This is a genomic window from Trinickia soli, from assembly GCF_002879855.1.
GTDB classification, from domain to species: Bacteria; Pseudomonadota; Gammaproteobacteria; order Burkholderiales; family Burkholderiaceae; genus Trinickia; species Trinickia soli.
Genome location: NZ_PNYB01000008.1, coordinates 183,510 through 209,479 on the forward strand (window position 1 = coordinate 183,510; position 25,970 = coordinate 209,479).

25 protein-coding genes and 1 pseudogene are annotated in these 25,970 nt (G+C 61.7%); 7 read left to right on the top strand and 19 right to left on the bottom strand.

Features of this window, described 5'->3' with window-relative positions:
* Positions 1-51: 51 nt before the first annotated feature.
* The 7 genes from C0Z19_RS11800 to hyfB form a co-directional block, all read right to left on the bottom strand.
* On the bottom strand, positions 52-396 hold the full coding sequence (locus tag C0Z19_RS11800) for a hypothetical protein (protein WP_102609998.1): 345 nt from the start codon (positions 394-396) through the stop codon (positions 52-54).
* A 135-nt stretch (positions 397-531) separates the two neighbouring features.
* Positions 532-1,047: an NADH-quinone oxidoreductase subunit B family protein gene (locus C0Z19_RS11805; RefSeq protein ID WP_102609999.1), complete on the bottom strand. Its 516-nt coding sequence runs from the start codon at positions 1,045-1,047 to the stop codon at positions 532-534.
* The gene (locus tag C0Z19_RS11810; protein ID WP_102610000.1) at positions 1,047-2,609 is read right to left on the bottom strand and encodes a hydrogenase large subunit; all 1,563 of its coding nucleotides are present in this window, start codon (positions 2,607-2,609) and stop codon (positions 1,047-1,049) included. Before C0Z19_RS11810 ends, C0Z19_RS11805 begins: the two co-directional genes overlap by 1 nt.
* Before the next feature lie 3 nt (positions 2,610-2,612).
* Positions 2,613-4,076: a hydrogenase 4 subunit F gene (locus tag C0Z19_RS11815; protein ID WP_102610001.1), complete on the bottom strand. Its 1,464-nt coding sequence runs from the start codon at positions 4,074-4,076 to the stop codon at positions 2,613-2,615.
* Positions 4,069-4,728, bottom strand: a complete 660-nt coding sequence (locus tag C0Z19_RS11820) for a formate hydrogenlyase (protein WP_102610002.1) — start codon at positions 4,726-4,728, stop codon at positions 4,069-4,071. Before C0Z19_RS11820 ends, C0Z19_RS11815 begins: the two co-directional genes overlap by 8 nt.
* Complete coding sequence (locus C0Z19_RS11825; RefSeq protein ID WP_102610003.1) at positions 4,729-5,679, bottom strand: respiratory chain complex I subunit 1 family protein; 951 nt, start codon at positions 5,677-5,679, stop codon at positions 4,729-4,731.
* Entirely contained in the window at positions 5,673-7,679 is a 2,007-nt protein-coding gene (gene hyfB, locus C0Z19_RS11830; protein WP_102610004.1) for a hydrogenase 4 subunit B, read from the bottom strand. Before hyfB ends, C0Z19_RS11825 begins: the two co-directional genes overlap by 7 nt.
* Before the next feature lie 259 nt (positions 7,680-7,938).
* Between hyfB and C0Z19_RS11835 the strand changes: the two are divergent.
* A pseudogene (locus tag C0Z19_RS11835) lies at positions 7,939-8,231 on the top strand (DUF1275 family protein); the annotation flags it as partial.
* Between the two features lie 180 nt (positions 8,232-8,411).
* A complete protein-coding gene (locus C0Z19_RS11840; RefSeq protein ID WP_102610005.1) occupies positions 8,412-8,597 on the top strand; it encodes a ribbon-helix-helix protein in 186 nt (61 codons plus the stop codon).
* 167 nt (positions 8,598-8,764) lie between these two features.
* Here the strand turns inward: C0Z19_RS11840 and C0Z19_RS11845 are convergent, their stop codons facing one another.
* From C0Z19_RS11845 to C0Z19_RS11865, 5 genes are read right to left on the bottom strand one after another with little or no spacing between them, the layout of a single operon-like run.
* Complete coding sequence (locus C0Z19_RS11845) at positions 8,765-9,346, bottom strand: YceI family protein (protein ID WP_102610006.1); 582 nt, start codon at positions 9,344-9,346, stop codon at positions 8,765-8,767.
* Positions 9,347-9,376: 30 nt separating this feature from the next.
* On the bottom strand, positions 9,377-9,940 hold the full coding sequence (locus C0Z19_RS11850) for a YceI family protein (RefSeq protein WP_102610007.1): 564 nt from the start codon (positions 9,938-9,940) through the stop codon (positions 9,377-9,379).
* Positions 9,941-9,953: 13 nt separating this feature from the next.
* Positions 9,954-10,508: a cytochrome b gene (locus C0Z19_RS11855; protein WP_425330245.1), complete on the bottom strand. Its 555-nt coding sequence runs from the start codon at positions 10,506-10,508 to the stop codon at positions 9,954-9,956.
* 40 nt (positions 10,509-10,548) lie between these two features.
* Positions 10,549-11,559, bottom strand: coding sequence for a fumarylacetoacetate hydrolase family protein (locus tag C0Z19_RS11860; RefSeq protein WP_102610008.1), 1,011 nt, complete (start codon positions 11,557-11,559; stop codon positions 10,549-10,551).
* Positions 11,560-11,565: 6 nt separating this feature from the next.
* A complete protein-coding gene (locus C0Z19_RS11865) occupies positions 11,566-12,837 on the bottom strand; it encodes an MFS transporter (protein ID WP_102610009.1) in 1,272 nt (423 codons plus the stop codon).
* Positions 12,838-13,368: 531 nt separating this feature from the next.
* Here C0Z19_RS11865 and C0Z19_RS11875 point away from each other — a divergent pair.
* Complete coding sequence (locus C0Z19_RS11875) at positions 13,369-14,430, top strand: LacI family DNA-binding transcriptional regulator (protein ID WP_102610010.1); 1,062 nt, start codon at positions 13,369-13,371, stop codon at positions 14,428-14,430.
* Here C0Z19_RS11875 and C0Z19_RS11880 read toward each other — a convergent pair.
* The 6 genes from C0Z19_RS11880 to C0Z19_RS11905 are packed head-to-tail and all read right to left on the bottom strand — an operon-like array spanning position 14,405 to position 19,813.
* Positions 14,405-15,253 (bottom strand): 3-hydroxybutyryl-CoA dehydrogenase, encoded by an 849-nt coding sequence (locus tag C0Z19_RS11880; protein WP_102610011.1) that lies wholly within the window; start codon positions 15,251-15,253, stop codon positions 14,405-14,407. The two genes, C0Z19_RS11875 and C0Z19_RS11880, sit on opposite strands and share 26 nt — an antisense overlap.
* Positions 15,250-15,558, bottom strand: coding sequence for a hypothetical protein (locus C0Z19_RS11885; RefSeq protein ID WP_175083946.1), 309 nt, complete (start codon positions 15,556-15,558; stop codon positions 15,250-15,252). Before C0Z19_RS11885 ends, C0Z19_RS11880 begins: the two co-directional genes overlap by 4 nt.
* Before the next feature lie 48 nt (positions 15,559-15,606).
* Positions 15,607-16,581 carry an electron transfer flavoprotein subunit alpha/FixB family protein gene (locus C0Z19_RS11890; protein ID WP_102610012.1) on the bottom strand — a complete coding sequence of 325 codons (975 nt, stop codon included), beginning with the start codon at positions 16,579-16,581 and terminating at the stop codon, positions 15,607-15,609.
* A 10-nt stretch (positions 16,582-16,591) separates the two neighbouring features.
* Positions 16,592-17,353, bottom strand: coding sequence for an electron transfer flavoprotein subunit beta/FixA family protein (locus C0Z19_RS11895; protein WP_102610013.1), 762 nt, complete (start codon positions 17,351-17,353; stop codon positions 16,592-16,594).
* Between the two features lie 27 nt (positions 17,354-17,380).
* Positions 17,381-18,619, bottom strand: a complete 1,239-nt coding sequence (locus tag C0Z19_RS11900; RefSeq protein WP_102610014.1) for a CaiB/BaiF CoA transferase family protein — start codon at positions 18,617-18,619, stop codon at positions 17,381-17,383.
* Positions 18,620-18,625: 6 nt separating this feature from the next.
* On the bottom strand, positions 18,626-19,813 hold the full coding sequence (locus C0Z19_RS11905) for an acyl-CoA dehydrogenase (protein WP_102610015.1): 1,188 nt from the start codon (positions 19,811-19,813) through the stop codon (positions 18,626-18,628).
* A gap of 130 nt (positions 19,814-19,943) precedes the next feature.
* On the opposite strand from C0Z19_RS11905, the gene C0Z19_RS11910 reads away from it, so the two are divergent.
* Complete coding sequence (locus C0Z19_RS11910) at positions 19,944-20,852, top strand: LysR family transcriptional regulator (RefSeq protein ID WP_102610016.1); 909 nt, start codon at positions 19,944-19,946, stop codon at positions 20,850-20,852.
* Positions 20,853-20,857: 5 nt separating this feature from the next.
* Here the strand turns inward: C0Z19_RS11910 and C0Z19_RS11915 are convergent, their stop codons facing one another.
* Positions 20,858-22,012 (bottom strand): porin, encoded by a 1,155-nt coding sequence (locus C0Z19_RS11915; protein WP_102610017.1) that lies wholly within the window; start codon positions 22,010-22,012, stop codon positions 20,858-20,860.
* Positions 22,013-22,311: 299 nt separating this feature from the next.
* On the opposite strand from C0Z19_RS11915, the gene C0Z19_RS11920 reads away from it, so the two are divergent.
* Genes C0Z19_RS11920 through C0Z19_RS11930 form a run of 3 tightly spaced genes read left to right on the top strand, consistent with a single transcriptional unit; the run spans position 22,312 to position 25,970 of the window.
* Positions 22,312-23,274 (top strand): C-terminal binding protein, encoded by a 963-nt coding sequence (locus C0Z19_RS11920; RefSeq protein WP_102610018.1) that lies wholly within the window; start codon positions 22,312-22,314, stop codon positions 23,272-23,274.
* Positions 23,275-23,317: 43 nt separating this feature from the next.
* A complete protein-coding gene (locus tag C0Z19_RS11925) occupies positions 23,318-24,346 on the top strand; it encodes a phosphotransferase family protein (RefSeq protein ID WP_269844839.1) in 1,029 nt (342 codons plus the stop codon).
* A 55-nt stretch (positions 24,347-24,401) separates the two neighbouring features.
* Complete coding sequence (locus tag C0Z19_RS11930) at positions 24,402-25,970, top strand: methyl-accepting chemotaxis protein (RefSeq protein ID WP_102610020.1); 1,569 nt, start codon at positions 24,402-24,404, stop codon at positions 25,968-25,970.

A 25,970-nucleotide genomic window follows, 5' to 3' on the forward strand; every position in this document is an offset into this window, starting at 1 on the left:
CCAAGCTACAGCCCCATAACGAAGGCCGCGGCAACCAATGGGCCGTCACGTTCAATGCGGAGCGAGATCGGAGTCAGCTTGAACGTCGGCGGCCAGCTTCTGCCGTTCAACTGCCACGTCAGCCACGCCGGCCGCCGGCCAATCAAGGGCGACACCGTTGACCAGTGACTCCCGAACGAGCGACTGATACGCCCAATCGGTGATCATGCCGTGCTTCATTCGATCGGCGATCTCGCGTCGAAATGTCAATGGAAAGCCCGCGTATGCGTGTGACAATGCTGCATACTGCCTCGCATCGATTTCCTTCGACGACGGCACGGCTACCCAGATGACAACCGTCATGATTGCCATGAATGGAATCGCTGTATAGCGAAAAACAAATTTGATCGGGGTCATGAAACACTAGGATTGGTCATTACGAACAATTGTTGCTCTGCGGTGGTCGTCAGCATGGATGATCCGAATCCCGATGGGCAGCGGCTTCGCATGTTGCACATGCGTCGAAAAAATGTATCTTCACGCAAATTCGACTCAGCTTCGACGCGTTTTGCAGGCCGTTAGGATGCCCCGCAGCAAATCTGCAGGCGGAGGCGGGCATCCTGGGATCGTCACGTCTACGGGCAGGATTGACGACACGGGTCCGCACACGGCGTAACTGTCGACGAAAATGCCGCCCGTGCATGCGCACTCGCCGGCAGCCACGACGAGCTTCGGCGCCGGTGTCGCCTCGTACGCGGCAAGCACGGCTGCCCGCATGTTCAGCGTTACGGGTCCCGTCACGAGCAGCATATCTGCATGTCGAGGGCTTGCGACGAATTTAATCCCCAGCCCTTCAATGTTGTAGTACGGGTTGTTCAGCGCGTGGATCTCCAGTTCGCAGCCGTTGCACGAGCCGGCGTCGATCTGCCGGATACACAATGCCCGGCCGAGCAGATCCAAAATGTCCTGACGGAACTGACGCTCCTTTCCGTGCCAGGCGTCTTCGACCGCCGGCACAGGTTCGTCGGGAAAATCGGTGCGCGCGAATTGCCGGATGAGTTGCCACATCAGAGATCGTGCCCCGCATAGTTCAGATTGAACGATTTGTTGATCAACGGGAAATCGGGAACGATGTTGCCGATGATCGCGTGCTCGAGCGCCGGCCAGTTTTGCCAGGACGGATCGTGACAATGGCAGCGCGCGATTACGTCGCCCGGTTCGATCTCGAGCGCGACAAACACGTCTCCGCGCCAGCCTTCCACCCAGCCTACGCCCCTGGCAGCGGCCGTTGCGGGCGTCACGTCCACGGAGATCGGACCGTCCGGAAGACCGGCCAGCAGCGCGCGCATCACGCGCAGAGACTCGTCGATTTCGGCAAAGCGCACAGCGACCCTCGCCGCAACGTCGCCACGTTCGTCGCTCGTCGGATCAACGCGCACGGTGTCGTACGGCGCCGGCCGCATGTTCGCTCGTACATCGAACGTCTGTCCGCTGGCACGGGCAGCCATCCCTCGTACGCCAAAGTGTTTGACGACGTCAGAGGTTAGCCGGCCGGCGCCGAGAAACCGATCCTGCAGTCCAGACTGATCCTCGTAGACCTTGCGCATCACGTGCACCTCGTGATCGATGCGTTCGCACTGTGCGGCCAGGACGACCGCATCCGCGGGATCAATGTCCACTGCCACCCCGCCCGGCACGATCCGATCCATCAGGTATCGATGCCCGAAGGCGCAGGCGTTCGTTCGTATCCAGTCCTCCTTGAGCCGCGAGAACTGGGCGAGTCCGAACCCGAACCCTGCGTCGTTGCCGAGCGCACCGAGGTCGCCGAGGTGATTGGCAATACGCTCCCGCTCGAGCAGGAGTGCCCGCAGATAAAAGGAGCGCTTCGGCAATACCGCATCGCACGCCTGTTCGAGCGCCATGCAGAAGGCCCACGAGAACGCCACCGTCGAGTCGCCCGCGATCCTGCCAGCGACGCGGTGGCCGTCCGATGCCCGCGTCCGCTCGAACAACCGCTCGACGCCGCGATGCAGGTATCCGAAACGCTCTTCGAGGCGCAGCACCTTCTCGCCGACGACCGAGAACCGAAAGTGCCCCGGCTCGATAGTGCCGGCGTGAATGGGCCCGACCGCGATCTCGTGAACGCCATCGCCGGCCACCGGCACGAACGAATAATTCGCCTCGTGCGACTCGAATCGTTCATTGCCCAGCACCTCCTTGCGCAGCGGAAAATAGTCGCCGGGCCAGTTTCCATGATTGAGCCACGGGCGCGTGTCGCAGGCGCCGCGGGCGCGCAAGCCGCTCAGATCGAAGATCGCACGCTGCATACGCGTTGCACAGGGAAACAGACGGGCGAGATCGGGGTAGTCACCGTCTGCTTGCGGTGTGGGCCCCGTCGTGAGGCGTGTCCACAGCACGCCGTCCTCGCATTCATAGGCTGCGTTTACCGAAAATACGCTTTCGGGCGCTTCGCCGCCCCACATCGCGATGAGCCGACTCTGCTGCGAGTGCGCAATGCGCGCGATCTCGTACCACCGCCGCTCGTCGACCTCGACGACGATTGAGGGAATGTGGCCCTCGCCGTCCATAAGGCGGGTCGATCCATCGATTCGCGTCAAGTCGAGTCGCATCTTCTACCCCAGCAGCATAGTTGCGGCCTGGCGATACCACATCGCCAAGTAAGGTGGCACGTAAAGGCCAAGCATAAGACCCAGCCCCAGGTGCACGAACACCGGTAACAGCGCCGGCCGGTGCTCGAGCGACACCGCCGTTGTCGTTCCGCCAAACACCATCCCCTGCACGCGTGCGAAGATCGCCGCGAATGCGACGGCGAGCCCGAGCAGCAAGAACGGCGCGGCCCACGGCAGCGTGTTCATTGCGGTCGTCAGAATCAAGAATTCGCTTGCGAAGACGCCGAATGGTGGCAAGCCGAGAATCGCGAGCGTGCCGAGCATCATCCCCCAGCCAACCGTCGGACTGACTTGCAGCAGCCCGCGAATGGCATCGATCGCTTGCGTGCCTGCCTTCTGTGCAGCATGGCCCACCGCGAAGAAGATCGCCGACTTGATCAGAGAGTGAACCGTCATGTGGAGCAGTCCAGCGAACGTCGCGACCGGGCCGCCGAGGCCGAAAGCGAACGTCATCAGCCCCATGTGTTCAATTGACGAATACGAAAACAGGCGCTTGACGTCCTTTTGCCGGAACAGCGAGAACGAAGCGATCAGCACCGACACGAGCCCGAACCCGATGAGCAATCGCCCCGGCAAGCCATTGCCGAGCGCGCCGTCGGCGAGCACCTTACAGCGCAGCACCGCATACAGCGCGACGTTAAGCAGCAGGCCGGACAGTACCGCCGAAATCGGCGTCGGCCCTTCGGCGTGCGCGTCCGGCAGCCAGCTATGCATCGGTACAAGCCCGACTTTCGTGCCGTAGCCGACGAGCAGAAACACGAAGGCGATCGACATGATCGTCGGGTCCAGGTGCGTTTTGATCGCGGCAAGGCTCGTCCACAGCAGCGCGTCACCGTCGGTCAGCTGCCGGCTCGCGGCGAGGTACAGCAAGATCGTGCCGAACAGCGCCTGGGCAATGCCGACGCCGCACAAGATGAAGTACTTCCACGCCGCCTCGAGACTGGCGGCAGTTCGGTAGACGCTCACGAGCAGCACCGTCGCGAGCGTTGCGGCCTCCATCGCCACCCATAGCACGCCAAGGTTGTTGGTCAAGAGCGCGAGCAGCATCGCGAATATGAAAAGCTGGTACATGCTGTGATAGAGCCGCATTCGCGGGGCCGTCATCCGGCCGCGGGCTTCCTCCACTTGCATATACGGCCCGGAGAACAGCGATGTCGTCCACCCGACGAACGCGGTCAGCGCAACCAGATAGACATTGAGCGGATCGACGAAGAATGCCCGCCCAAATGCGAACGATGGCCCCTGTTCGACGGTGCGCGCGGCGAGCGCGAGCGTCGCCGCGAACGTCAGGAGGCAAAAGCCGATGTTCAGGCTGCGCGCGAGGCGGCTCGCCCGCACACACGCGAGGCATGAGGCGCCCGCGAGCGGCATGCCCAGCACGGCGAGCACGACCTGAGCGTCATTCATCTTTGAGTCTCTCCAGATGATGGATGTCCAGGCTGTCGAACTGCTCGCGAATCTGGAACATGAACACGCCCAGAATCAGGATGCCGATCAGCACGTCGAGCCCGATACCGAGCTCGACGATCATCGGCATGCCGTTAGTGGCGGCCGTGGCCGCGAAGAATAGCCCGTTTTCCATCGACAGAAAGCCGATCACTTGCGGAACGGCCTTCGCGCGCGTGATCATGGCCATGAACGACAGCAGCACGCACGCGAGCGCGATGCCGAGCGTGCCGCGCGCGACCGAGGTCGCAAGCTGGCTGATCGGCGACGCGACGTTGAACGCAATGATGACGAGCACGATGCCGATCAGCAGCGTCGTCGGGATATTGATGAGCGGCTCGACGTCAGCCCGGACGTTGAGCCTGCGCACAAGCCGATACAGGATCCACGGAATCAGCCCGACCTTCAGCACCAGCGTCAGCCCCGCAGAGACATACAGGTGCGCATCGCGCGTCACGAAGCCGAGAATCAGGTTTGCCGACACGAGCGCGACGCCCTGCAGCGTGTAGAGGTGGATCAGCGACAGGATTCGGCGCTGGCTTAGCATCGCGAACGAGAGCATCAGCAGCACCGCCGCGAGGAAATTGATGAGTTGCGTCGCGTAGCCGTGCATTCACGCTCCCAGCAGCAAGTGGACGAGCATGCCGATCACCGCCAGCAGAAAGGCGGACGCGAGGAACTCCGGCACCCGGAAGATCCGCATCTTGGCGTTGGCGGTCTCGACCACGGCGAGCGCAGCGCCGCCCACCATCAGCTTGACGAAGAGCGCCGGCACCGCCAGGAGAAGCGCGAGCGGATTGCCCGCATCGGCGATGCCCCACGGCATGAACAACGCGAGGCCGATGCACGAATAGGCGAATAGCTTGAGGCTGGCCGCCCACTCCATCAATGCAAGGTGTCGTCCCGAGTATTCGAGGATCAGCGCCTCGTGGATCATCGTCAACTCGAGGTGGGTGGTCGGATTGTCGACAGGTAATCGCGCGTTTTCGGCGAGCGACACCATCGTAAACGCGATGCCGGCGAAGGCCAGGCTCGGGTAGATCACGAGCTCGCTGCGACCCAGCGTCGCGACGATGCCCGTCAGCAGCGTCGACTGCGTAATCAGCGACGCAGAGAGCAGAACCATCAGCAGCGCCGGCTCAGCGAGGAAGCCGATCAGCATTTCGCGACGGGCGCCCAGTGTGCCGAACGCAGTGCCGACGTCCATCGCCGCGAGCGACAGCGCAAAGCGCGCAAGTGCGAACAGGCCGACCAGCGCGATCGCGTCCGCGGCGGGCGCCAGCGGCAACTCAGTGGACAGCGTCGGCACGATCGCGCACGCAAGTGTCATCGCGGCCCAGACGACGTAGGGTGCGCCGCGAAAGATCGGGCTCGCGCCGTACGCGATGACCGATTCCTTATTGAACAGCTTGTGGAGCATCCGGTACGGCTGCCAGATGGCTGGCGCGTGCCGGTTCTGCAGCCACGCGCGGCATTGGTTGACCCAACCGGTGAGCAACGGCGCGGCAGCAAGCGCGACGACGATTTCGAGGGTCTGCGATATCACGCCGGACAGGGTTACCATCGTCTTACCACCATCAACAACAGAATCAGCACAACGAAACTGTAGGTCAGATAGACGGCGATCTTGCCGGTCTGCAAGCGGCTTGCCCAATCGGCGACACGTTGCGTGAGCGCGGCAATACGCTCGTAGAGCGCAGACCAGGTGCGATCGGTGACCGACACCCGGTAGCTCGGCTGTGTGTCGAACGGGGACGGCAATTGCCGTTCGATGCGCAGTAGCGGTGCAAAGATCTCGCGGATCGGCTGCCCGAACCCTTCGGCCGTATCCTGCATTCGCGCGTTCGTGAATGGGAAGCCGCAACTCCATGGCGCGGCGCGCCGCAGGCGGCCGTGGTACAGGCGCCGCACCAGCATCCACGCAAGAGCGCAGCACGCCATGAAGAACAGCATGAATACGGCAGGCATGTAGCTCGCACGTGCCGTCGAAACCGGAACGAACAGAAGCCAGCCATGATTGGTGGCGCCGATGCCGCTGCCCACCAGGGTACGCGTGACCCGGTCCAACAACCTGACGAACTGCGCGGGCATCAGTCCAAGCACTACGCTGGCGATCGCGAACCAGCAGAACCCAAGCCGTTCCCACGCGTTCGCATCGCGCGCGCGGTTCAGTGCTACCTCTCGCGGTTGCCCGAGGAACACGATGCCGAAGAATTTGACCATGGTGTAGCCGGCCAACGCGGCGGTCATGGCAATCAACGCGGCCACTATCGGCACCGTCATGGCGAGCATCGAATCCGGCAAATCCGGTGCGAACAGAAAGCTCTGCAGCAGCAGCCACTCCGCGACGAAACCACTCAGCGGCGGCAAGCCCGCGCTCGCCGCTACGCCCGCGAGCACCGCCCACGCCGTCCAAGGCATGAAGCGAATCAGCCCGCCGAGCTTGCCGAGGTTGCGCTCGCCCGTTGCGTGGAGCACTGCGCCCGTGCCCAGGAACAGCAAACTCTTGAACGCCGCATGCGCGACGATCTGATAAAGCATCGCGGTCAGTGCGAGCGCGCAGAGGCTCGTCATCCCGTACGCGCGAAACAACACGGCGAGTCCGAGCGCGACGATCATCAAGCCGACGTTGTCGATCGACGAATATGCGAGCAGGCGCTTCATGTCGGTCTGTATCGTGCTGAACACGACACCGAGCAGCGCGGTGCCGACGCCGAGCACGAGCAGCAGCACGCCCCACCACGCGATCTGCACGTGCAGCAGGTCGAACACGATGCGCAGCAGGCCGTACAGGCCGACTTTCAACACAAATCCGCTGAGAAGGGCCGACACGGGCGACGGCGCGGCGGGATGAGCTTCCGGCAGCCACACGTGCAATGGGAAGATACCCGCCTTCGCACCAAATCCGACAAGTGCGAACAAGAACGCGAGCGACGCCCAGAACGCGTCGAGCGACTGCGCGCGCAGGTTGGCGAACGTGTAGTCGCCGGTGCGGGCCTGCAGAATGCCGAAACAGAGCAACAGCGCGAGCGCGCCGATGTGAGAAATCAGGAAATACAGGTAGGCTGCACGGCGGATCTCGCCGATCCGGTGGTTGGTCATAACGAGGAAGGTCGCCGACAGCGTCAGCGTTTCCCAGGCGACCATGAACACGTACGCATCGTCCGCGACGAGCACCAATGCGATGCTCGAGATGCAAACGTGGTACTCGAAGCAGATGAGCCCGGGCGCCGCCCCTTCGCCCTTGCGAAAATAGCCGGCTGAGAAAGCCCCGATCCCCGTGCTGACGATGCCGAGTACGAACAGGAAATAGCCGGACAACCGATCGACGCGCAGATGAAATGGCAGACCGGGTAACCCGATCGGCAGCACCGCCGTGGAGGGCTCAGCGAAGATGCCCGCGAGCCCCGCCGCGCTCAGCAGCAAACCGCCCAGCGCGCCGAGCGGAAACAGCCCGTGCGCCACGAGCCGCGTGCGATGCAGAACCCCGAGGCCCAGCGTACCGACCACGAGCCAGGCGGCGACGTCGAGCAGGACGAGATTGACGACAGGCACAGGTGCCATCCGGAATGTCTCCAGTACGCTCGCGTTGGACGAGGTGGATGGATAGCTGCGGATTCAACGGCGAGATCCCGTTCGCATTATGACATCGAAAGACCAATCCGGATAACAAGGCATGATAATGACGTTATCATGCGAACCTCATGCGCCGAAAGCCGGCGCACACCGCAGCGGCTCGCCTCGTCGCTGAGTTCTGCGCCGACCGCTACGTCCTTGCCCCCTTTCCGGGCGAATAGATGAAGAGCCTATGCCAGCGCAGTGCTATATGACCGGCATTACGGCCGACCTCGGTATCGAGCTGGGCAAGTTTTTTTACTGGAATCGGTCGAACGTCGATGTGGACGCGCACGCAGTGATCGCAAACCGCGCGAAGCTCGGGATTCACCGGACAATGCTGGCGTCGTTCTTCGTCGGAGGCTTGGTCGGTGCAATCGCTTCAAGCACGTTGGCTATGTGTCAACGGGTCCGCTCGCCGCGGCGCTCGCCACGCTCGCAATCGTGCCTATAGTCGATGACGTGCTGACGTATCTCTATGGCCTTAACCACAGGCATTGATTCCGTATGACGTAAGGCGACTCGCATTGGGTCAACGCGCTGTCGGTGGCCGATCCCGCTTGAAGCGCCTGCACCGCCCGTCGCGACCCAGCGCCTCCGCACCGAAAATCCATTCCGTCGTGCGATCGAGGGCTGACGCATTATAATTGCATTAACATAGTTGGCAGACTCTTCCTCGCGATGGAAACGAAAACCGCACGCCTGACCATCCTGATCGATCCCGCCAAGAAAGAGGCGTTTGAAATGCTCTGCGCGGCGCAAGATCTGACGTCGTCGCAAGTCGTGCGACAGCTGATCCGCGAGTATCTCGAGCGGCACGGTGTGAGCTACAAGACAAAAAGCCCGCTCGGCAAGCGCGTCAGGTGAAGCGTGGGCTGAGTGAAAGGCGAACGACCGTCGAATTGCTTGCGCCAGAGGCGACGATCGAGCGGTTGGGATTGCGCTGACGGCGGGCATACCGTCCGTCGACTCGACCAGCAGCGCAATGCTGGCTGGCGAGCGAAAAACAGGCTGCAATCAGGCGCGTTACCGCACTATTCCTGCTTGATGCCTTCGGCCTGAATGTGCAATTTTGTGAGCATGTTAAACCCCAACTTTTTCCCGATATCAATTCCGAAGTCGGCACGATTGAACCGCCCGCTCGCCTCGACGCCACACACCTCGCGCTTGAAGAAGGGGTTCATGACGCACTTGAACGATTCGATCTTCAGATTGAGCGGAAGCGTGACGCCGTGCAGCGTCAGCGCGCCAATCACCTCGGCAGGCTTGTCGCCATCGAATTCGATTCGAGTGCCCTTGTAAGTCGCATTCGGAAATTGCTTGATATCGAACCCGTCCTTTCCCCGCAGGTTTTCGTCAAGCTGTGCGCTACCGGTATCGATCGAAGCCGGATCGATCGATACTTCCACCCCGCCGGTCTTCTTCGCGAAATCGAGCGTCACGGAACCGCTCGACTTCGTAAACTTTCCGCGCCAGATGGACACGCCGCCAAAGTGATCGACGGCGAAGCTGGGATAGGTGTGCGTCGGATCGAGCTGGTAAGTGGTGGCGAATGCGGTCGCCGAAAGCGACGCAGCAATCAGGCCGGCCGCGATGCAAAGGTTTCGTTTGCTCATTGTCTCCTCCTGGTTTCAGGTGAATCTCTGTCAAAACTTCGTTGCAACGATATGAAATTTGATCGCCACGTCGTCGGCAACGATCGAGGTATCCCGCCACTCGCCCGTGCCGATGCCGAAATGCAAGCGCTTGATCGGTAACGTGCCGTCCAGGCTTTGCATGTTGTCGCGCTGCGTGAGTGTCACGGGCACCACGACGCTCTCAGTTTTCCCCTTGATCGTGAGCTTGCCGGTCACGTTGTAGCGATTGCCGCCGACAGCGGCAATCGAACTCGAGACGAACGTTGCCGTCGGATACGTCTTGGCGTCGAACCACACTTTTCCGATGACCTGACTGTCGTAACTCGCGTCGCCGAGGTCATAGCTGCCAACGTCGACCGTCAGTTGCGCTGTGCCTTCGGCCGGCTTGGCCGGATCGAAGCTGATATGCGCGCTGAACTTCTTGAAGACGCCTTCGACTGGCACATTCATTTGCTTCGAGATCGCGGTGATCGAGCTTTTTGCCAGGTCGACCTCGGCGAGCGCATGACCCGACTCGACGAACGACGCAGCCACGAACGCAGCCGCCATGCAGTAGTAAAGCGATGTCTTCATCGGAAATCCTTCGTTACTTGAGGAAAGGCAGCATGCGATAGAGCAAACCATCGCCGTCTAACCAATGATGTTTGACCGCGACCGCCACGTGCCCTATGACGAGCACCAGCAGTCCGTAGTCGAGCGTGATGTGAATGCTTTTGAGCCAAACCTTGAGCTCCGGGTCGGGAGCGATTATCGGCGGCAACGGCACGATGCCCAGGTAGACGACAGGTATGTTGGACGCGGAACTGTAGAGATAGCCGGAAACCGGGATCGCAATCATCAGCACGTAAAGCAAGATGTGCCCGAGATGTGCCGCGCGACGCTGCCAGACGCGCATGCTGTCCGGCAGCGGTGGTGCACGATGGGTCAGCCGCCAAAGAACGCGCAGCACGGCAAGCGCGAGCACTGTCACACCGATCCATTTGTGCCATGAATAAAAGCGCAGCTTGTCCGGGGTGATGCCGGGAATCCGGGTCATCATCCAACCCAGCGCAAAGCCGCCGAAGATCAACGTTGCAATGATCCAATGCAGCGCGATCGCGCCTGCCGTATAGGCATTGCGCTGAACATCGTTCGAATGAATACCGCTGGCTGCGTCTTTACCGATATCGTCCTGGCCGGCGTTACTCGCCATCGCCTGATTCATGGCACCTTCTCCTTCCGTTAGTCGAATCCACGCACACGACACGCTGCGCGCCGAGTCCTGCAACGCCCGCTTCCACAACGTCGCCCGCATGCAGGTATCGGCCGTAATGACTGCCGATCCCGGCAGGCGTACCCGTACAGATCAAATCGCCCGCACGCAAAGCGGCATGCCTGGACAAATACGCGATCTGTTCGGCAATTCCAAAAATCATGTCGCTCGCCGCGCCGTCCTGCATCAATTCACCGTTGAGCCGCAGCCACGGACGTAGTGCGGACGGATCCTCCACCGACCACGCAGGCACGAGCCAAGGCCCGCTCGGCAGCCAGCCGCCGCGCGATTTGGACTGCAGCCAGTCCGTTCCAAGCGTCGGCAGGTCCTGACGGATGATCCGGTCCCGCAACGTGATGTCGTTGACGACGCAATAGCCAGCGACATAATCCAACGCACACGCCGCCTCTACGTTGCATGCAGTGCGGCCTATCACCACGCCAATCTCGACTTCCCAATCGAGCGTGGCATCGCCCCTTTCGACGTGGAGTCCGTCGAACGGCCCCGATACCGAAGCCGGTCCCTTCAGGCAGACGTACGGTGCCCCCTCTTTGCGACGCTTTTCAATCGAAGCCAAGAAGGCCTCGCGACGAACCGGCTCGTTTACCCCGCCATCGGCGTCGAGCGCCGCTTGCAACACCTGCGAGCGGTAATTTCCGATCGTGCAATAGACCTGCCGCGGCGAGACCGGCGCATGGACTCGAAACGCCGAGAGCTCGACCCCTTGCTCCGCGAGGAGCGCCTGGGTCGCCGTCGACCGGCATAGCTGCTGCAATCGCTCAACATTGACGGCCCAGTCGTCCAGCAACTCGACGATCGACGACGTGCCGCGCAATCCCTCGGAGCGCCAGTGCGCCAAAGCCATGACTCGATCGTTGAAGAGCAACGCCGGAAAGGGGTCGCTCGCGGCAATCGAAACGTTGACAATCACGGGAAGCATGAGCGTTCAAAGATCGGTGGTGGACGCAGCACAGACAGGATCGCTTTCGCGACCGGCGAGCATGCGCCGGCGCGGCGCGGTTTCGACGAGGAACACGACCACGCAGGCACCCGCGACGAGGCTGCAGAAGGCGAAGTCGAGCGTCCGCGCCAGGCCAAAATGCTCGGCGATGAAGCCGGCGATCGCAGGGGCCACGCCACCGCCGAACGTCTCGCCGACACCCGACACGAAACCAATGGCCGACGCGACGAGGCCAAGCGGGGCAGCCTCCGTGGCGACGGGGCCGCTGAGCAGAGACAGCAATCCGATCGAGAACATCGATACGCCGAAAAGCAACGCGAACAACAATTTTGGATCGGGACCGGTGCGGGCAAAGCAGTACAGGAAAAGCGTCGCGACCACGAAACCGACGAGTGCGGTCGGGCGTCGGCCCACGTAATCCGAGATGCCGGGCAAGAGAAACGAGCCGGCGAACCCACCGAAGCCGATCGCCGAGGCAACGAAGCCCATGCTGCGCGTATCGAGGTGAAGCACTGCAACCAGATACGTGGGTACCATCGCGCCGATCACGAAGATGCCGCCCATCGCGCACAAAATCGCTGCCGTCGCGACGAGCACGTTGCGCGTGCGCAGCAATTGCATCCAGGTCGCCTTGGTCACGCCTGAGTGGAGATCGATGGCCGATGCGCCGTTACGGCCGTCCTTGCGCAGCAGTCGCCAAATGAGCGCGGACACGATCAGGCCAGGCACCGCCGAAATCATGAAGACCCAGTGCCATGACGGCACGATCCGCACCAACTGAGTGGCCACGATCGGTGCGAAACCAAGCCCGACGAGCGGAATCATGCTCAGTTGCAGCCCTTGATTGAGCCCGCGGCGCGCGGGCCGCGACGCCTCGCTGTTCGCAGCAAGGCTCGCGGGCGTGAACGCGCCTTCGGCCACGCCCATCGCCGCGCGTAGCAGCACGAGGCTCGCAAATCCGCTGGCAAATCCCGACAAGCTCGAAAGCAGCGAGAAAACGATCATCGTGGCAACGAGGATCTTCTTGCGACCGATGCGGTCCGAAACCGGCCCCATCACAATCGACCAGAGCCCCCACGCCACGCCGAGCACGCCGATCAGGCTGCCCAGTTGCGAATAGCTGAGCCGCAAGTCGCTCATCATGTACGGGAACATGGGCGCCATCAGCCACCGGTCGAAGCCGACCAATCCGAACCCTAGGCCCAGCAATACGAGCGTTCTGCGCTCATAGCCGACGTCATGTTGAGGGGCAGTCATGAAATGTCTCCGGGGTTTGAGTTATCGTTCATTTAGTCAGGCAAGTCGCGCGGCTGGCTCGTCGGCGGGACGACGCTCCAGCTTCCGTCGTCGTGTCGAAAGAAAAAGATGGCGATCGCTTGGGCGCGCCCCGGGAGCGATACCCGAATGCAACGATTCCGCTTGGGCATGATGTGCGGCACGCGGCTCACTTGCACAGGCTCGGTCGAGGTCCTGCCGAACCACTTCTCGACCACGCATCGCAAAGTTCTGTCCTCTGCAAACACTTCACCCTCTCCTTCCCGCAACCGACCGAGACGGCAGCGCTACGGTGCTCCGTCACTGCGCTCGCAGTGCTAACGTTAGCGCATATTAGATGCAGCTTTTGCTGATGTCAAATGCATTCATTAGTTCATAAAAATGCCTACGTAAGCATTGATCCGAGGCCCCTGACCGAATGCAGTGCGGCCCCGGCCATCCGGTTTTGCTATCGATAGCAGCAGCGTGCCGGTTTATGCTATCGTTTGTCCCGATTCGCCTCATTGGAACGCCATGGTCACCATCAAAGACATTGCCGCCCGCCTCCAGGTCTCGCCGTCGACGGTGGGACGGGCTCTCGCCGACGATCCGAGAATCAGCGCCGCCACGAAAAAGAAAGTGTCGGAAGTCGCGAATGAAATGGGCTACGTGGCCAATCTGGCCGCGCGAATGATGCGCGGCGTCTCGAGCAATCTGGTCGGCCTGGTGCTGCCTGACATTCGCAATAGCTTTTATTCGACGATCGCGCACGCGCTGTCCAAATGCGTGCAAGGCGCAGGTTTTCAGCTCACTCTGTCGGAGACCGGAGACGACCGCATGGTCGAACTGCAGCACATCCGAGAACTGGCGAGTGCGAACGTAGCCGGTATCATCATCGTTCCGACTGCGAAGCCTCACAGGGAAGCGATACGGCTGCTCAAGATGTTGCCCCACGTGCAGTTGATCCGCCGGCAAGCGGCGATCGGCGATCAATTCTTCGGAATTGACGATACGAAGGCGCTATACGAAGCGACGGACCATCTCGTTCAACTAGGCCATCGCCGGATTGCGTATATCGGTGGCCCTGACGATCTGCCCACGGGCGCGGCGCGGTTGCAGGGCTATCAGAAGGCGCTTGATGCCCTTTCCCGCAATGGAAGGGCCGGCCCGGAACACGTACGGCTCGGCTCCCCTGGCTCCGTCGAGTTCGGCCGCGAGGCCATGCGTGCTTTGCTATCGTTGGCAAATGCGCCGACGGCCGTGGTGGCCGGCTCGGTGCGCATTACGCAAGGCATTCTCGAAGAACTGATGTCTCGTCGCATCAGCGTTCCCGATCAACTTTCCGTCGTGGGTTTTGGCGATGAAGTCGGATTCAGTTGGTGGGGGCCGGGACTCACGACGATCGGCCTGCCCGTTCATGATCTGGCGACCGCTTGCGGCCTGTGGTTCGTGCATCAAATCCGCCAAAACGAGTCTGCGCGCGCGCCCTACTCGTCGATTGCCACGTCGACGCTGATCGTGCGCGGCAGCACGTGCGCGCTCGGCACCGCTCAGCGCGAGCGCGCACCGCTCAGTAGGAGTAAAAGCCCTGCTTAGTTTTGCGACCGAGACAGCCCGCATCGACCATCTCTCTGAGCAACGGCGCGGGCCGATATTTCGTATCGTTCAGGTCGCGGTGAATCACCTCCATGATCGAAAGCACCGTATCGAGCCCGATCAAATCCGCCAGCGCCAGCGGCCCCATCGGATGATTCGCGCCCAGCCGCATCCCCGCATCGATTTCCTCTGCGCCTGCGCAGCCCTCCTGCAGGACGAAGACGGCTTCGTTGATCATCGGCACCAGGATGCGATTGACGACGAAGCCTGGGGCATTCTTGACCTGAATCGCGGACTTGCCGAGCCGTTCGGCCAGCACGACCGTCGCGTCGAACGTGGCATCGCTGGTCTGCATGCCGCGAATGACTTCGACAAGCGCCATCGCAGGGACCGGGTTGAAGAAATGCATGCCGACGAATCGGGAAGGATCCGCAAGCGTTGCCGCGAGCTTGGTGATCGATACCGACGATGTGTTCGTGGCGACAATCGCATCGGGGTTGGCGACGGCGTCCAGGCCCTGCAATATCTGCTGTTTGATTCGAACGTTTTCCGTCGCCGCTTCGATCAGGACATCGCATGCAGCGAACGCGCCGAGCTTGGGCGCTGCATGCACGCGCGTCATGGCGCCGGCGGCCTCACCGGAGGTGATCTTCCCCTTGGACACCAACCGGTCGAAGCTGGCCGATAGTCGGTCCACGCTGCGCGTCAACGCGCTCGCATCGACGTCGTTGAGCATGACGTCCAGGCCAGCCGTAGCACAGGCCTGAGCAATGCCGATCCCCATCTGGCCTGCGCCGACGATTCCTATCGTTTCGAATTTCATGGATGCCTTACCTGCTCTGAAAAGAGTTCGGATAATTTAGTCCGCCGCTGTTCCCGCCCTGACCGTTCTCCCGGCTGCCCGACGCCACGCAGGTCGGCCTCGTCCTTGGCCGCCCGGATTGCACCGTCGAAGGTGGACTCGCTCGCGACGCGCGCTCGATCAACGTTAATTACCCAGCTATCGAACGCATAACGCCACCGAATGCGACGCTCCTCGAGCAGCGCGGAAAACCAGCGCCAGAGCGCCGCATCCTGCGCATTGGCCGCCGCGGCGGCATCAAGGCGGGTTCGCTGCATGGCGTTCATCGTTGCTCCGGTTCGTGCATGGCTTCGATCGAAATGCGGGACCCACGCTTAGGCAAGGGCGGCGACCAGCTCCGGGACGGCTGTGAACAAGTCGGCTGCGAGTCCATAATCGGCCACGGTGAAGATCGGTGCTTCGGAGTCCTTATTGATCGCCACGATCACCTTCGAATCCTTCATCCCGGCCAAGTGCTGAATCGCCCCCGAGATGCCGACCGCCACATACAGCTGCGGCGCCACGATCTTGCCGGTTTGGCCCACTTGGTAGTCGTTCGGCACGTAGCCTGCGTCCACCGCCGCGCGCGAGGCGCCCAGCGCCGCGCCGAGCTTGTCGGCCAGGGGCTCCAGCACCTGCATGTAATTCTCGCCGCTGCCAAGACCACGACCACCCGACACGATGATGCTCGCGCTTGTCAGCTCGGGACGGTCCAGCTTCGTCACTTCGCGATTCACGAACTGCGAGACGCCGGCATCGGGCGCGGCTTCGATCTTTTCAATCGATGCGTTGCCGCCTTCCGCCGCCACCGCGTCGAAGCCCGTCGCGCGCACGGTAATCACCTTGATCGCATCGCTCGATTGCACCGTGGCAATGGCATTGCCCGCATAGATCGGGCGCTCGAACGTATCGCCCGATACCACGGCCGTAATTTCGCTGATCTGAGCGACGTCGAGCTTGGCCGCAATGCGCGGCGCGACGTTCTTGCCGTACGCCGTGGCCGGCGCCACGATGTGCGAGTAGTCCTTCGCCACGTTCAGCACGGTCGCTTCGACGATTTCCGCGAGGCCTTCGGCCAATTGCGGCGCATCGGCCAGCAACACCTTCGATACGCCGGCGATCTTCGCCGCCGCGTCGGCCGAGCCTTGCGCGTTGTGCCCGGCAACCAGCACATGGATGTCGCCACCGACGAATTTGGCAACCTCGTGCGCGGCAGCAACAGTATTCAATGTCGCACCCTTGATCGACGCGTTGCCCCCCGAGGAGGGGGGTTTCAGGGCATCGTGTTCGGCAATAACCAGAATCGTCATGTCTCTCCCCTTACAACACCTTCGCTTCGGTCTTCAGCTTCTCGACCAGCGTCTGCACATCCGGCACCATCACACCAGCACTGCGCTTGGGCGGCTCAGCCACCTTCAAAGTCTTCAAACGAGGGGCTACATCCACGCCGAGATCCTCGGGCTTGATCGTTTCAAGCGGCTTCTTCTTCGCCTTCATAATGTTGGGCAGCGTCACATAGCGCGGTTCGTTCAAGCGCAGATCCGTCGTCACCACCGCCGGCAGGGTCAACGTCAGCGTTTCAGCGCCGCCGTCCACTTCACGTGCGACCGTCGCGCGCTTTTGTCCCCCCTCGTCGACAATTGCCACCCTCGAGGCAAACGTCGCTTGCGGCAGACCTGCCAGTGCCGCCAACATTTGACCCGTTTGGTTCGAATCGTCGTCGATCGCTTGCTTGCCGAGGATCACGAGCTGCGGTTGCTCTTTGTCCACCAGTGCTTTCAAAAGCTTCGCCACCGCCAGCGGCTGCAGATCCTCGTTCGATTCGATCAGGATCGCGCGGTCCGCGCCGATCGCCAGCGCGGTGCGCAGCGTTTCCTGACATTGCGTCACACCGGCCGAGACCACCACCACTTCCGCGGCCACGCCCGCTTCCTTCAGACGCACCGCCTCTTCCGCGGCGATTTCGTCGAACGGGTTCATCGACATCTTCACGTTCGCGATGTCGACGCCCGTACCATCCGACTTCACTCGGACCTTGACGTTGTAATCGACCACGCGTTTCACCGGCACCAGAATCTTCACGTTCGCCCTCCCATCAGGCTGCGTCCATCAAACGACGTTGCTTTCCCGCAAAGCGGCGATCTGCTCCGCATTCAACCCGAGCCATTCGTCGAGCACCGTTTCCGTGTGTTCGCCCAAAGTCGGCGGCGCATTCCGGTATTGCACGGGTGTTTCCGACATTCGAATCGGATTGGCGACGAGCGGCACCTTCCCCGCAACGGGATGCGCCATCTCCATGCGCATCGCGCGCGACTGAACATGGGGGTCGGCAAACACCTGATCCATCCGATTGATGGGGCCGCACGGCACACCGCGCTCCTCCAGCATCGCCACCCACTGAGCCGTCGTGCGTGTCACGGTCACGGTATGCAGCAGCGCGACGAGTTCGTCCCTATGCAGCACGCGCTGCGGATTGCTGACAAACCGCGCATCGCTGGCCCATTCCGGCCGGCCGAGCCCGGCACAGAGGCTCGAGAACTGCGAGTCGTTTCCGACCGCGATAATCATGTAGCCGTCCGCCGTCGGAAAATCCTGGTACGGGACGATGCTCGGGTGCGCATTGCCCATTCGCCGAGGGACGTTGCCGCCGATCAAATAGTTGGCTGCTTGATTGGCCAAGCACGCGATCTGCACGTCGAGCAGCGCGAGATCGATGTGCTGACCTTGTCCCGACCGTTCGCGATGCGCCAGCGCCGCAAGCACGGCAACGCTCGAATACAGGCCCGTCATCACGTCGGTCAGCGCGACGCCGACTTTGATCGGACCTTCGCCGGGCGATCCATCCGGCCGGCCTGTCAGGCTCATCAAACCGCCCATCCCTTGCATCAGGAAGTCGTAGCCGGCTCGCGCCGCATAGGGTCCGGTCTGCCCGAACCCGGTGATCGAGCAATAGATGAGGCGCGGATTGATCGCCGCGAGGCTCGCGTAGTCGAGCCCATAGCGCGCAAGTCCGCCGACCTTGAAATTTTCAAGGACGATGTCGGCCTTGCTCGCAAGCTGCCGGATCAGCGCCTGCCCGTCAGGCTGCGCCATGTCGATCGTCACCGATCGCTTGTTGCGATTGGCGCTCAGATAATAGGCGGACTCACCGGTCGGGTTGCCGTCGGCATCGCTCAGCCATGGCGGGCCCCATGCGCGCGTATCGTCGCCCACGCCGGGGCGCTCGACTTTGACGACATCCGCGCCAAGGTCAGCCAGCAATTGGCTGGCCCACGGGCCGGCCAACACGCGCGACAGATCGAGCACCCGCAGGCCCGAGAGCGCACCTCGTTGCGTCAATGCTTCCATATCCGTTCAGAACGCGGCGATGCCGGTGATGGCTCGTCCGAGGATGAGCGCGTGGACGTCGTGCGTACCCTCGTACGTATTCACGACTTCGAGATTCACGAGGTGCCGCGCAATGCCGAACTCGTCGCTGATGCCGTTTCCTCCGAGCATGTCGCGTGCGTGCCGCGCGATGTCGAGTGCCTTGCCGCACGAATTGCGTTTCATGATCGACGTGATCTCGACGGCGGCGGTACCTTCGTCTTTCATGCGGCCGAGCCGCAGGCATCCCTGCAAGCCGAGCGTGATCTCGGTTTGCATGTCGGCGAGTTTCTTTTGGATCAACTGGTTCGCGGCAAGCGGCTTGCCGAACTGCTTGCGATCAAGCACGTACTGCCGCGCACGGTGCCAACAGTCCTCGGCCGCGCCGAGCGCGCCCCAGGCAATGCCGAATCGCGCACTGTTCAAGCAGGTGAACGGACCTTTGAGCCCGCGGACGTCCGCAAACGCATTCTCTTCGGGGCAAAAGACTTCGTCCATCACGATTTCGCCCGTAATCGACGCGCGCAAGCCGACCTTGCCATGGATCGCCGGCGCCGACAGTCCCTTCCAGCCTTTTTCCAGGACGAAACCTCGGATCGCGCCTTCATCGTCCTTCGCCCATACGACGAAGACATCGGCGATCGGGCTGTTGGTGATCCACATCTTGCTGCCGGTCAACAGATAGCCACCGTCGACCTTCTTTGCCCGAGTTGTCATGCTGCCTGGATCGGAGCCGTGATTCGGCTCGGTCAACCCGAAGCACCCGATCCATTCACCCCGTGCGAGCCTGGGCAGATACTTGCTCCTGATGGCTTCGGTGCCGAATTCGTAGATCGGCACCATCACGAGCGAGGACTGCACGCTCATCATCGAGCGATACCCGGAATCGACTCGTTCGACTTCCCGTGCGACGAGGCCATAAGAGACATAGTTCAACGCCGAGCCGCCGTATTCCTCCGGAATCGTCACGCCAAGCAATCCTAATTCACCCATCTCACGGAAGATGGCGGGGTCGGTACTTTCCTTGCGAAACGCGTCGAGCACGCGCGGCAGCAGCCGTTCCTGACAGTAATCGCGCGCAGAATCACGCACCATTCGCTCTTCGTCCGTTAGCTGCCGATCGAGCAGCAAAGGATCGTCCCAATTGAAGCTCTCTGATTTGTGCTGTCCACGCATTTCAAACTCGCAGAAGAAGGTATGTGGCACTCACTCTAATGGTCGCGTGCTCATCAAACAAACGATTTGTTCTCACTCACTTGTGCGAGAATTGCACTCGTTGTTGTAACCACGGCAGGAGTCGAGAACCATGCGCAGAAAGATCCCTTCGACCGGTGCGATGTGCGCGTTCGAATCGGCCGCACGGCATCAAAGCTTTACGAAGGCGGCCGATGAACTTGCCGTGACCCAAAGCGCCATATGCCGCCAAATCGGGACGCTGGAAGCATTCTTGGGCGTCAAGCTCTTTCGCCGCAGCCGTCGCGGCGTCGCGTTGACCGAGGCGGGGGTCGCTTATAGTCGCAAGGTCGCGGCACGTCTGGACGATTTCGAGCGCGACACGCTCGAACTGATGGCGAAGGGGGGACAAGGGGCGACACTGGAACTCGCGGTCGTGCCGACTTTCGCCACGAAATGGTTGCTGCCGCGCCTGCCGATGTTCCATGCGCACTACCCGGACATCACAGTGAATCTGACGTCGCAGGCACGCCCGTTTTTATTCGAGGGGACTGAATTCGACGCGGCGATTCACGCGGGCCCTGGGATCTGGCCCGGCACGGAAGGTCTGCGGCTGATGGGAGAAAGCCTCATTGCGGTCTGCAGCCCGGCGCTCATTGCGCCGCGCAAGACCGTGGGCCGGACAGACTGGAGACGCTACCCGCTATTGCAGCAAAGCACGCGGCCGTATGCGTGGCGCGAGTGGTTCGCGTCGCGCGGCATGGAAGTCGAAGGCGACATGGCTGGACCGAGGCTCGAGCTGTTCTCGATGCTCGCCGAGGCAGCCAGGCAAGGGATGGGGATCGCCCTCATGCCTCGCTTTCTCGTGGAGGATGAACTCGATCGCGGCGTACTGATTCAGGCGTCGGCGCACGAACTCCCGAGCAGCCGCTCGTACTATCTGATTTTTCCTGAGGAAAAAGCCGAACACGCAGCGCTCGGCCAGTTCCGCGACTGGATCGTCGCCCAAGCCGGCGCCAACAGCGCCGGCTCGGCTGTCTAGCTCGCTCAGAACTTGTGGCGCAGCCCGACGCTGGTCAAGAACTGATGATTCGTCGACGAAGGGCCGCCGCTGCCGCCGATGAACGCGCCGTTGAATATTGTTGCGCCGGCCCCGCGCACCGTCTGATACTCGGCCATCAAATACAGGTCCGTGCGTTTGGAAAGCGAATATGCCGTCATCAGATTGAACTGATTCCAGCGCGGTTTCGCATTCACGGTAGCGTTCGAATAGCGGCCATCGGTGAACGTATATGACGCGGCAACGACCCACGCCGGATTGATCAGATAGCGGATGTTCGCCTCATAGTTGTCGAACGTCAGATCGGTCAGCGATCCGGTCGACTGCGGAGCCAGCGTACTGCCGCGGTAAACCGCGCTGCTGCTGCCGTAGTGCGAATGACTCCAGACGAGCCCTAGCGTCGCCGGCCCGATCGTATAGCCCGCCCCAACGCCCCAGACCTGCTGAATCGCGGCATGGAACGTGGCGTCACCCGAGGTCGATGAACCGTCGAGTGCGCCTGCCGCGCCATCGCCTGGGTTGTCGATGCGCATATACGCCGTGCTGATCGTGAGTGGCCCCCTGCTGTAACTCGCCCCTGCGCTGAAAGCGCGATTGTCGGAGTAATCTCCCGCTTTGTTCGAGAACGCGTACAGGCCACCAAACTTCAGTCCACTAAAATCCGTACTCGCAAATTTGACTGCATTGTCGAGCCGGAAGAAATCGCCGAAGTTGTCGTTGTCCATCGGGTGCATGAACTCCAGCCCGCCGACGAAGCTCTGGGCGAGGCTTCGCGGCGCCAGGTAATCGACCACGGAGTCATACTGGCGTCCCAATGTCACCGCGCCGTATGCGTTGGACATGCCCACCCATGCCTGCCGGCCGAACAACCGCCCACCTTGCTGCAGCGTGCCGTTGGTTCCAGTGAAGCCGTTTTCCAATTTGAAAATCACCTTCAACCCACCACCGATCTCCTCAGCCCCCGTCAGCCCCCAGCGATCGCCGACGATGTTGCCGGTGGAAGCGAAAACGGCACTGTGCCCCCGCTGGTTATTGACATACGAAATGCCGTTATCGATCAGGCCATATAACGTCACCGAGCTTTGCGCGTGAGCCGCTGCGCATAGACAGCTTCCGATCGCGAGTGCGAGTTGCCGCTTCATACATGTCTCCTGATTCTTGTGTATAGGTCGTCGAGGTCGTCTTCATTGTGTTGGTGCGATCGAGCGCGCGACATCGCGGGGTCACCGTGTGGTAGCACGCGCTAACGTTAGCACTGAAGCGGAGCATATTTGGTCGGCGCCCGTTGTCAAATCGGGGTTTTCGATAACCTTCATTCAAGCCGAGCCCAGACTTGGTAGCACGAGATTGCCTGCAGATGGCGCAACACCTCGCTTGGCACCTGGGAATTTTAATGCTAACGTTTGAACATATTCATTCGTTTCTACGGACAGAGCCCCTCATGAGCGACACCGTTTTTCTGACCGACTACGCATGGCCCGACGACAGCGTCGAGCGCGCGATCATCGAATCCGCCGGGATGACATTGGTGAGCGGTCCGGCGTCGCCGGCTGCGGCTTCATCGATCGAAGCGCTTGTGCAAGAGCATCGCCCGACCGGCATCATGACCTGCTGGGCGCCGGTATCGGCTCGGGCGATCGAGGCCGCCCCCGATCTGAAAATCGTCGCGAGGCTCGGCGTGGGGCTCGACAACATCGCCGTCGAGGCGGCCACGGCGCGTGGCGTTCTCGTCACGAACGTGCCTGACTACTGCGTCGAGGAAGTGTCGGATCACGCGATCGGTTTCGCGCTGGCGTGGACGCGCGGCCTCGTGCAGTTCGATCGCGAGGTTCATGCCGGACGATGGATGCCCTCCGGTGCGCGGCTGCGCCGCTTGGCCTCGCTCACGTGCGGATTGATCGGCTATGGCCGCATCGGGCGGGCGACGGCACGCAAGTTCGCTGCCTTTGGTTGCCGCGTGCTGGCGCATGATCCTTTCATGCCCGCCGACGCAGGCGGCGTAGAGGCGGTAGGCCTCGATGCATTGCTCGCGCGAAGCGACATCGTGGTCGTTCATGCGCCGCTGACCAACGGCACGCATCACCTCATCGATCGCGAGCGGGTTTCGCTCATGAAGCCCGGCAGCTTGCTGATCAACGTGAGCCGCGGCGCGATCGTCGATACGGATGCTGTCGTGCAAGCGCTGCAAAGCGGCCGACTCTCCGCGGCCGCGCTCGATGTCATCGAATCCGAGCCGGCGGTGCCGCCTGCATTGCTCGAACAGCCGGGCGCCATGCTGACGCCGCATGTTGCCTTCTCCTCGGATGCATCGCTGCTGGAATTGCGCAGGCGCGCTGCCGAAGAAGTCGTGCGCGTCTTGCGCGGCGAAGCTCCACTCAACCCGTGCAATCTGCGCAAGCCATGATTGCCGCACTGCGTATCCGTTTCCAATTACTGCGCCGCACATGATGAATGAACGAAACAGCCCGGACCCACGGCTCGACGCCTTTCTTATCGAGCATCGGCTCGCGGCGCCGAATGAATCCGCATCTTGGCACCCTTTGACAGGAGGCGTGTCGTCCGATATTTGGCGTGTCGATCTGGCTGATCGCTCGCTGTGCGTGAAGCGCGCGCTGTCTACGCTGAAAGTTGCCGCTCAATGGCAAGCCCCTGTCTCGCGCAACGCCTATGAATGGGCCTGGATGCAGTTCGCCGCACAGCACTGCCCGGACAACGTCCCCACGCCGCTTGCCCATGACCCGGCGCTCGGCGTATTCGCGATGTCTTTTCTTTCGCCTGCCGAACATCCTGTCTGGAAGCAGCAGCTGATGGCCGGTCAAGTCGAGATCGAGACGGCAAAGGCCGTCGGCCATCTCATCGGCAGCTTGCATGCGGCAAGCGCCGAGAGCAGCGAGCTTGCCAAGGCATTCGACACGCGCGAGAACTTTCATGCGCTGCGGCTGGACCCTTATCTCATCGCCACGTCCGCACGCCACCCGGCACTGGCCTCGCGATTGGAGGCGCTCGCTCGTCGCACGGCCTCTGTCCGCACGGCCCTCGTGCATGGCGACGTCAGCCCGAAGAACATCCTCATCGGCCCGATGGGTCCGGTGCTGCTCGATGCCGAATGCGCCTGGTTCGGCGATCCGGCATTCGATCTTGCCTTCTGCCTGAACCACTTGTTGCTCAAATGCCTCGTTCGCCCCGATCAGGTCGATGCGTTGATCGTTTCCTTCAAGGCGCTGACCGAAGCCTACTTCGACGAAGCCGACTGGGAACTGCGCGCCGGCCTCGAAGCACGTGCCGCGGCATTACTGCCGGCGTTGCTGTTGGCTCGCGTCGACGGAAAATCCCCGGCAGAGTATCTGAACGACGAGCGGCTGCGAGATCAGGTCCGACGGATCGCCGTTCCACTTCTGTACGAGCCCGTGGCGGATCTTTGTCAGGTCGCGGCGGCGTGGGTAGAGGGCATCGGTCGGCATAGGCTGCAGCGCTGAAGATGCCCCGCGCGAGCGCGCAATCGAAGAACAATAATCTCGGAGACCGGCGGCCATGCACGCTGACAAGACGACCAGCGGCGTCGAGTATGTGCTCGACGATTCGATTGCCATGATTTCGAAAGGCAATCTCGATGGCAAGATCACCTACGCCAATCGGGATTTCATCCGCGTAAGCGGGTATGCCGAAGAGGAACTGCTCGGTGCGCCGCAAAGCATGCTGGCGCATCCCGACACGCCGCATCAGGTCTTCGAGGACTTCCTACGCACGGTCAAGTCGAACAAGACATGGACGGGCATTGCAAAGGGCCTGCGCAAGAGCGGGGATCATTTCTGGGTAGAAATGACCGCTGCGCCGATCTACCAGAATCGCCGTGTTGCCGGGTACATTACGATCCGCGCGAAGGCAACTGCCGAAAGGATCCGTTTCGCCGACGAAGCCTATACGGCAATGAAAAACGGAAGCGCTGACGTCGCCTTGGATGGAGGCAGGATCGTCAAGCGATCCACGTTCAGGCGCTTGCGAAGCGTGCAGCACCTTTCCGTCGCGGCGAAGATGAATACCCTCATTGCACTTACGGCCGCCCTGTTTGGGAGCAACCTGGCTGTGCTCGCGCATCCAGGCAGCGCCTCCGGCCGATGGATCGTATCGTCCTCGGCAGCAGGCATCGCCTGCTGCCTGCTCTCGTCACTGCTTTTTCGTCACGGCCTGATCAGGCCGTTCGCGCGGATCAAAGATCATATCGACGATTTGGGCGAAGGCAACCTCTCTCGAGCCATCGAAGCATATGGCGACGGCGAAGCCGCGCAGATTCAGCACGCGTTGCGCATTCTCCAAATCAATCTCACGCTGCTGGTTTCGCAAATCAAGGAAACGACTGCGCTCGTCAGCAACGGCGTCGCCGAAATCGCATCGGGCAACACCGATCTTTCCGCGCGAACGGAAGCCCAAGCCGCTTCCCTGACTCAGATCGCCGCCTCGATGGCAAAGCTCACTGCGATGGTTGCGAACAATTCGGAAAGCGCACGCGAGGCGAATGTGTTGTCGACGACCACTTCGAGCGTCGCGGCAAAAGGCAGGCAGGCCGTCGGCAAAGTCATCGAAACCATGGTGTCGATCGAAGACAGTTCGCGCAGAATCGTCGACATCATCGGCGTAATTGACGGCATCGCTTTCCAGACCAATATTCTCGCGCTGAACGCCGCCGTGGAAGCGGCACGTGCCGGCGTGCAAGGGCGCGGCTTCGCGGTAGTTGCGGGGGAAGTGCGCAACCTCGCACGGCGTTGCGCCGATGCCGCGAAGGAAATCAAATCGTTGATCGGAGACTGCACCACGCGAGTCGAAGGCGGCAGCCAGCTCGTCAGCAATGCGGGAGAAATCATGACCGACATTGTCGCAGCCGTCGAGCGCGTGACGATGGTGCTGGGCGATATCGCGACCGCGAGCCGATCGCAAAGCGACGGAATCACGCAAGTCAATGAGGCACTGGCTCAGCTCGAGCATACGACGGAGCGCAATGCAGGCCTCGTGGATCAGGCCGGCATCGAATCTCGGCGCATGCGGGAAGAAGCCGGCAAGCTGGCGAGATTGGTCGAGGCGTTCAAGCTTTCGAGTCTCGCGTAG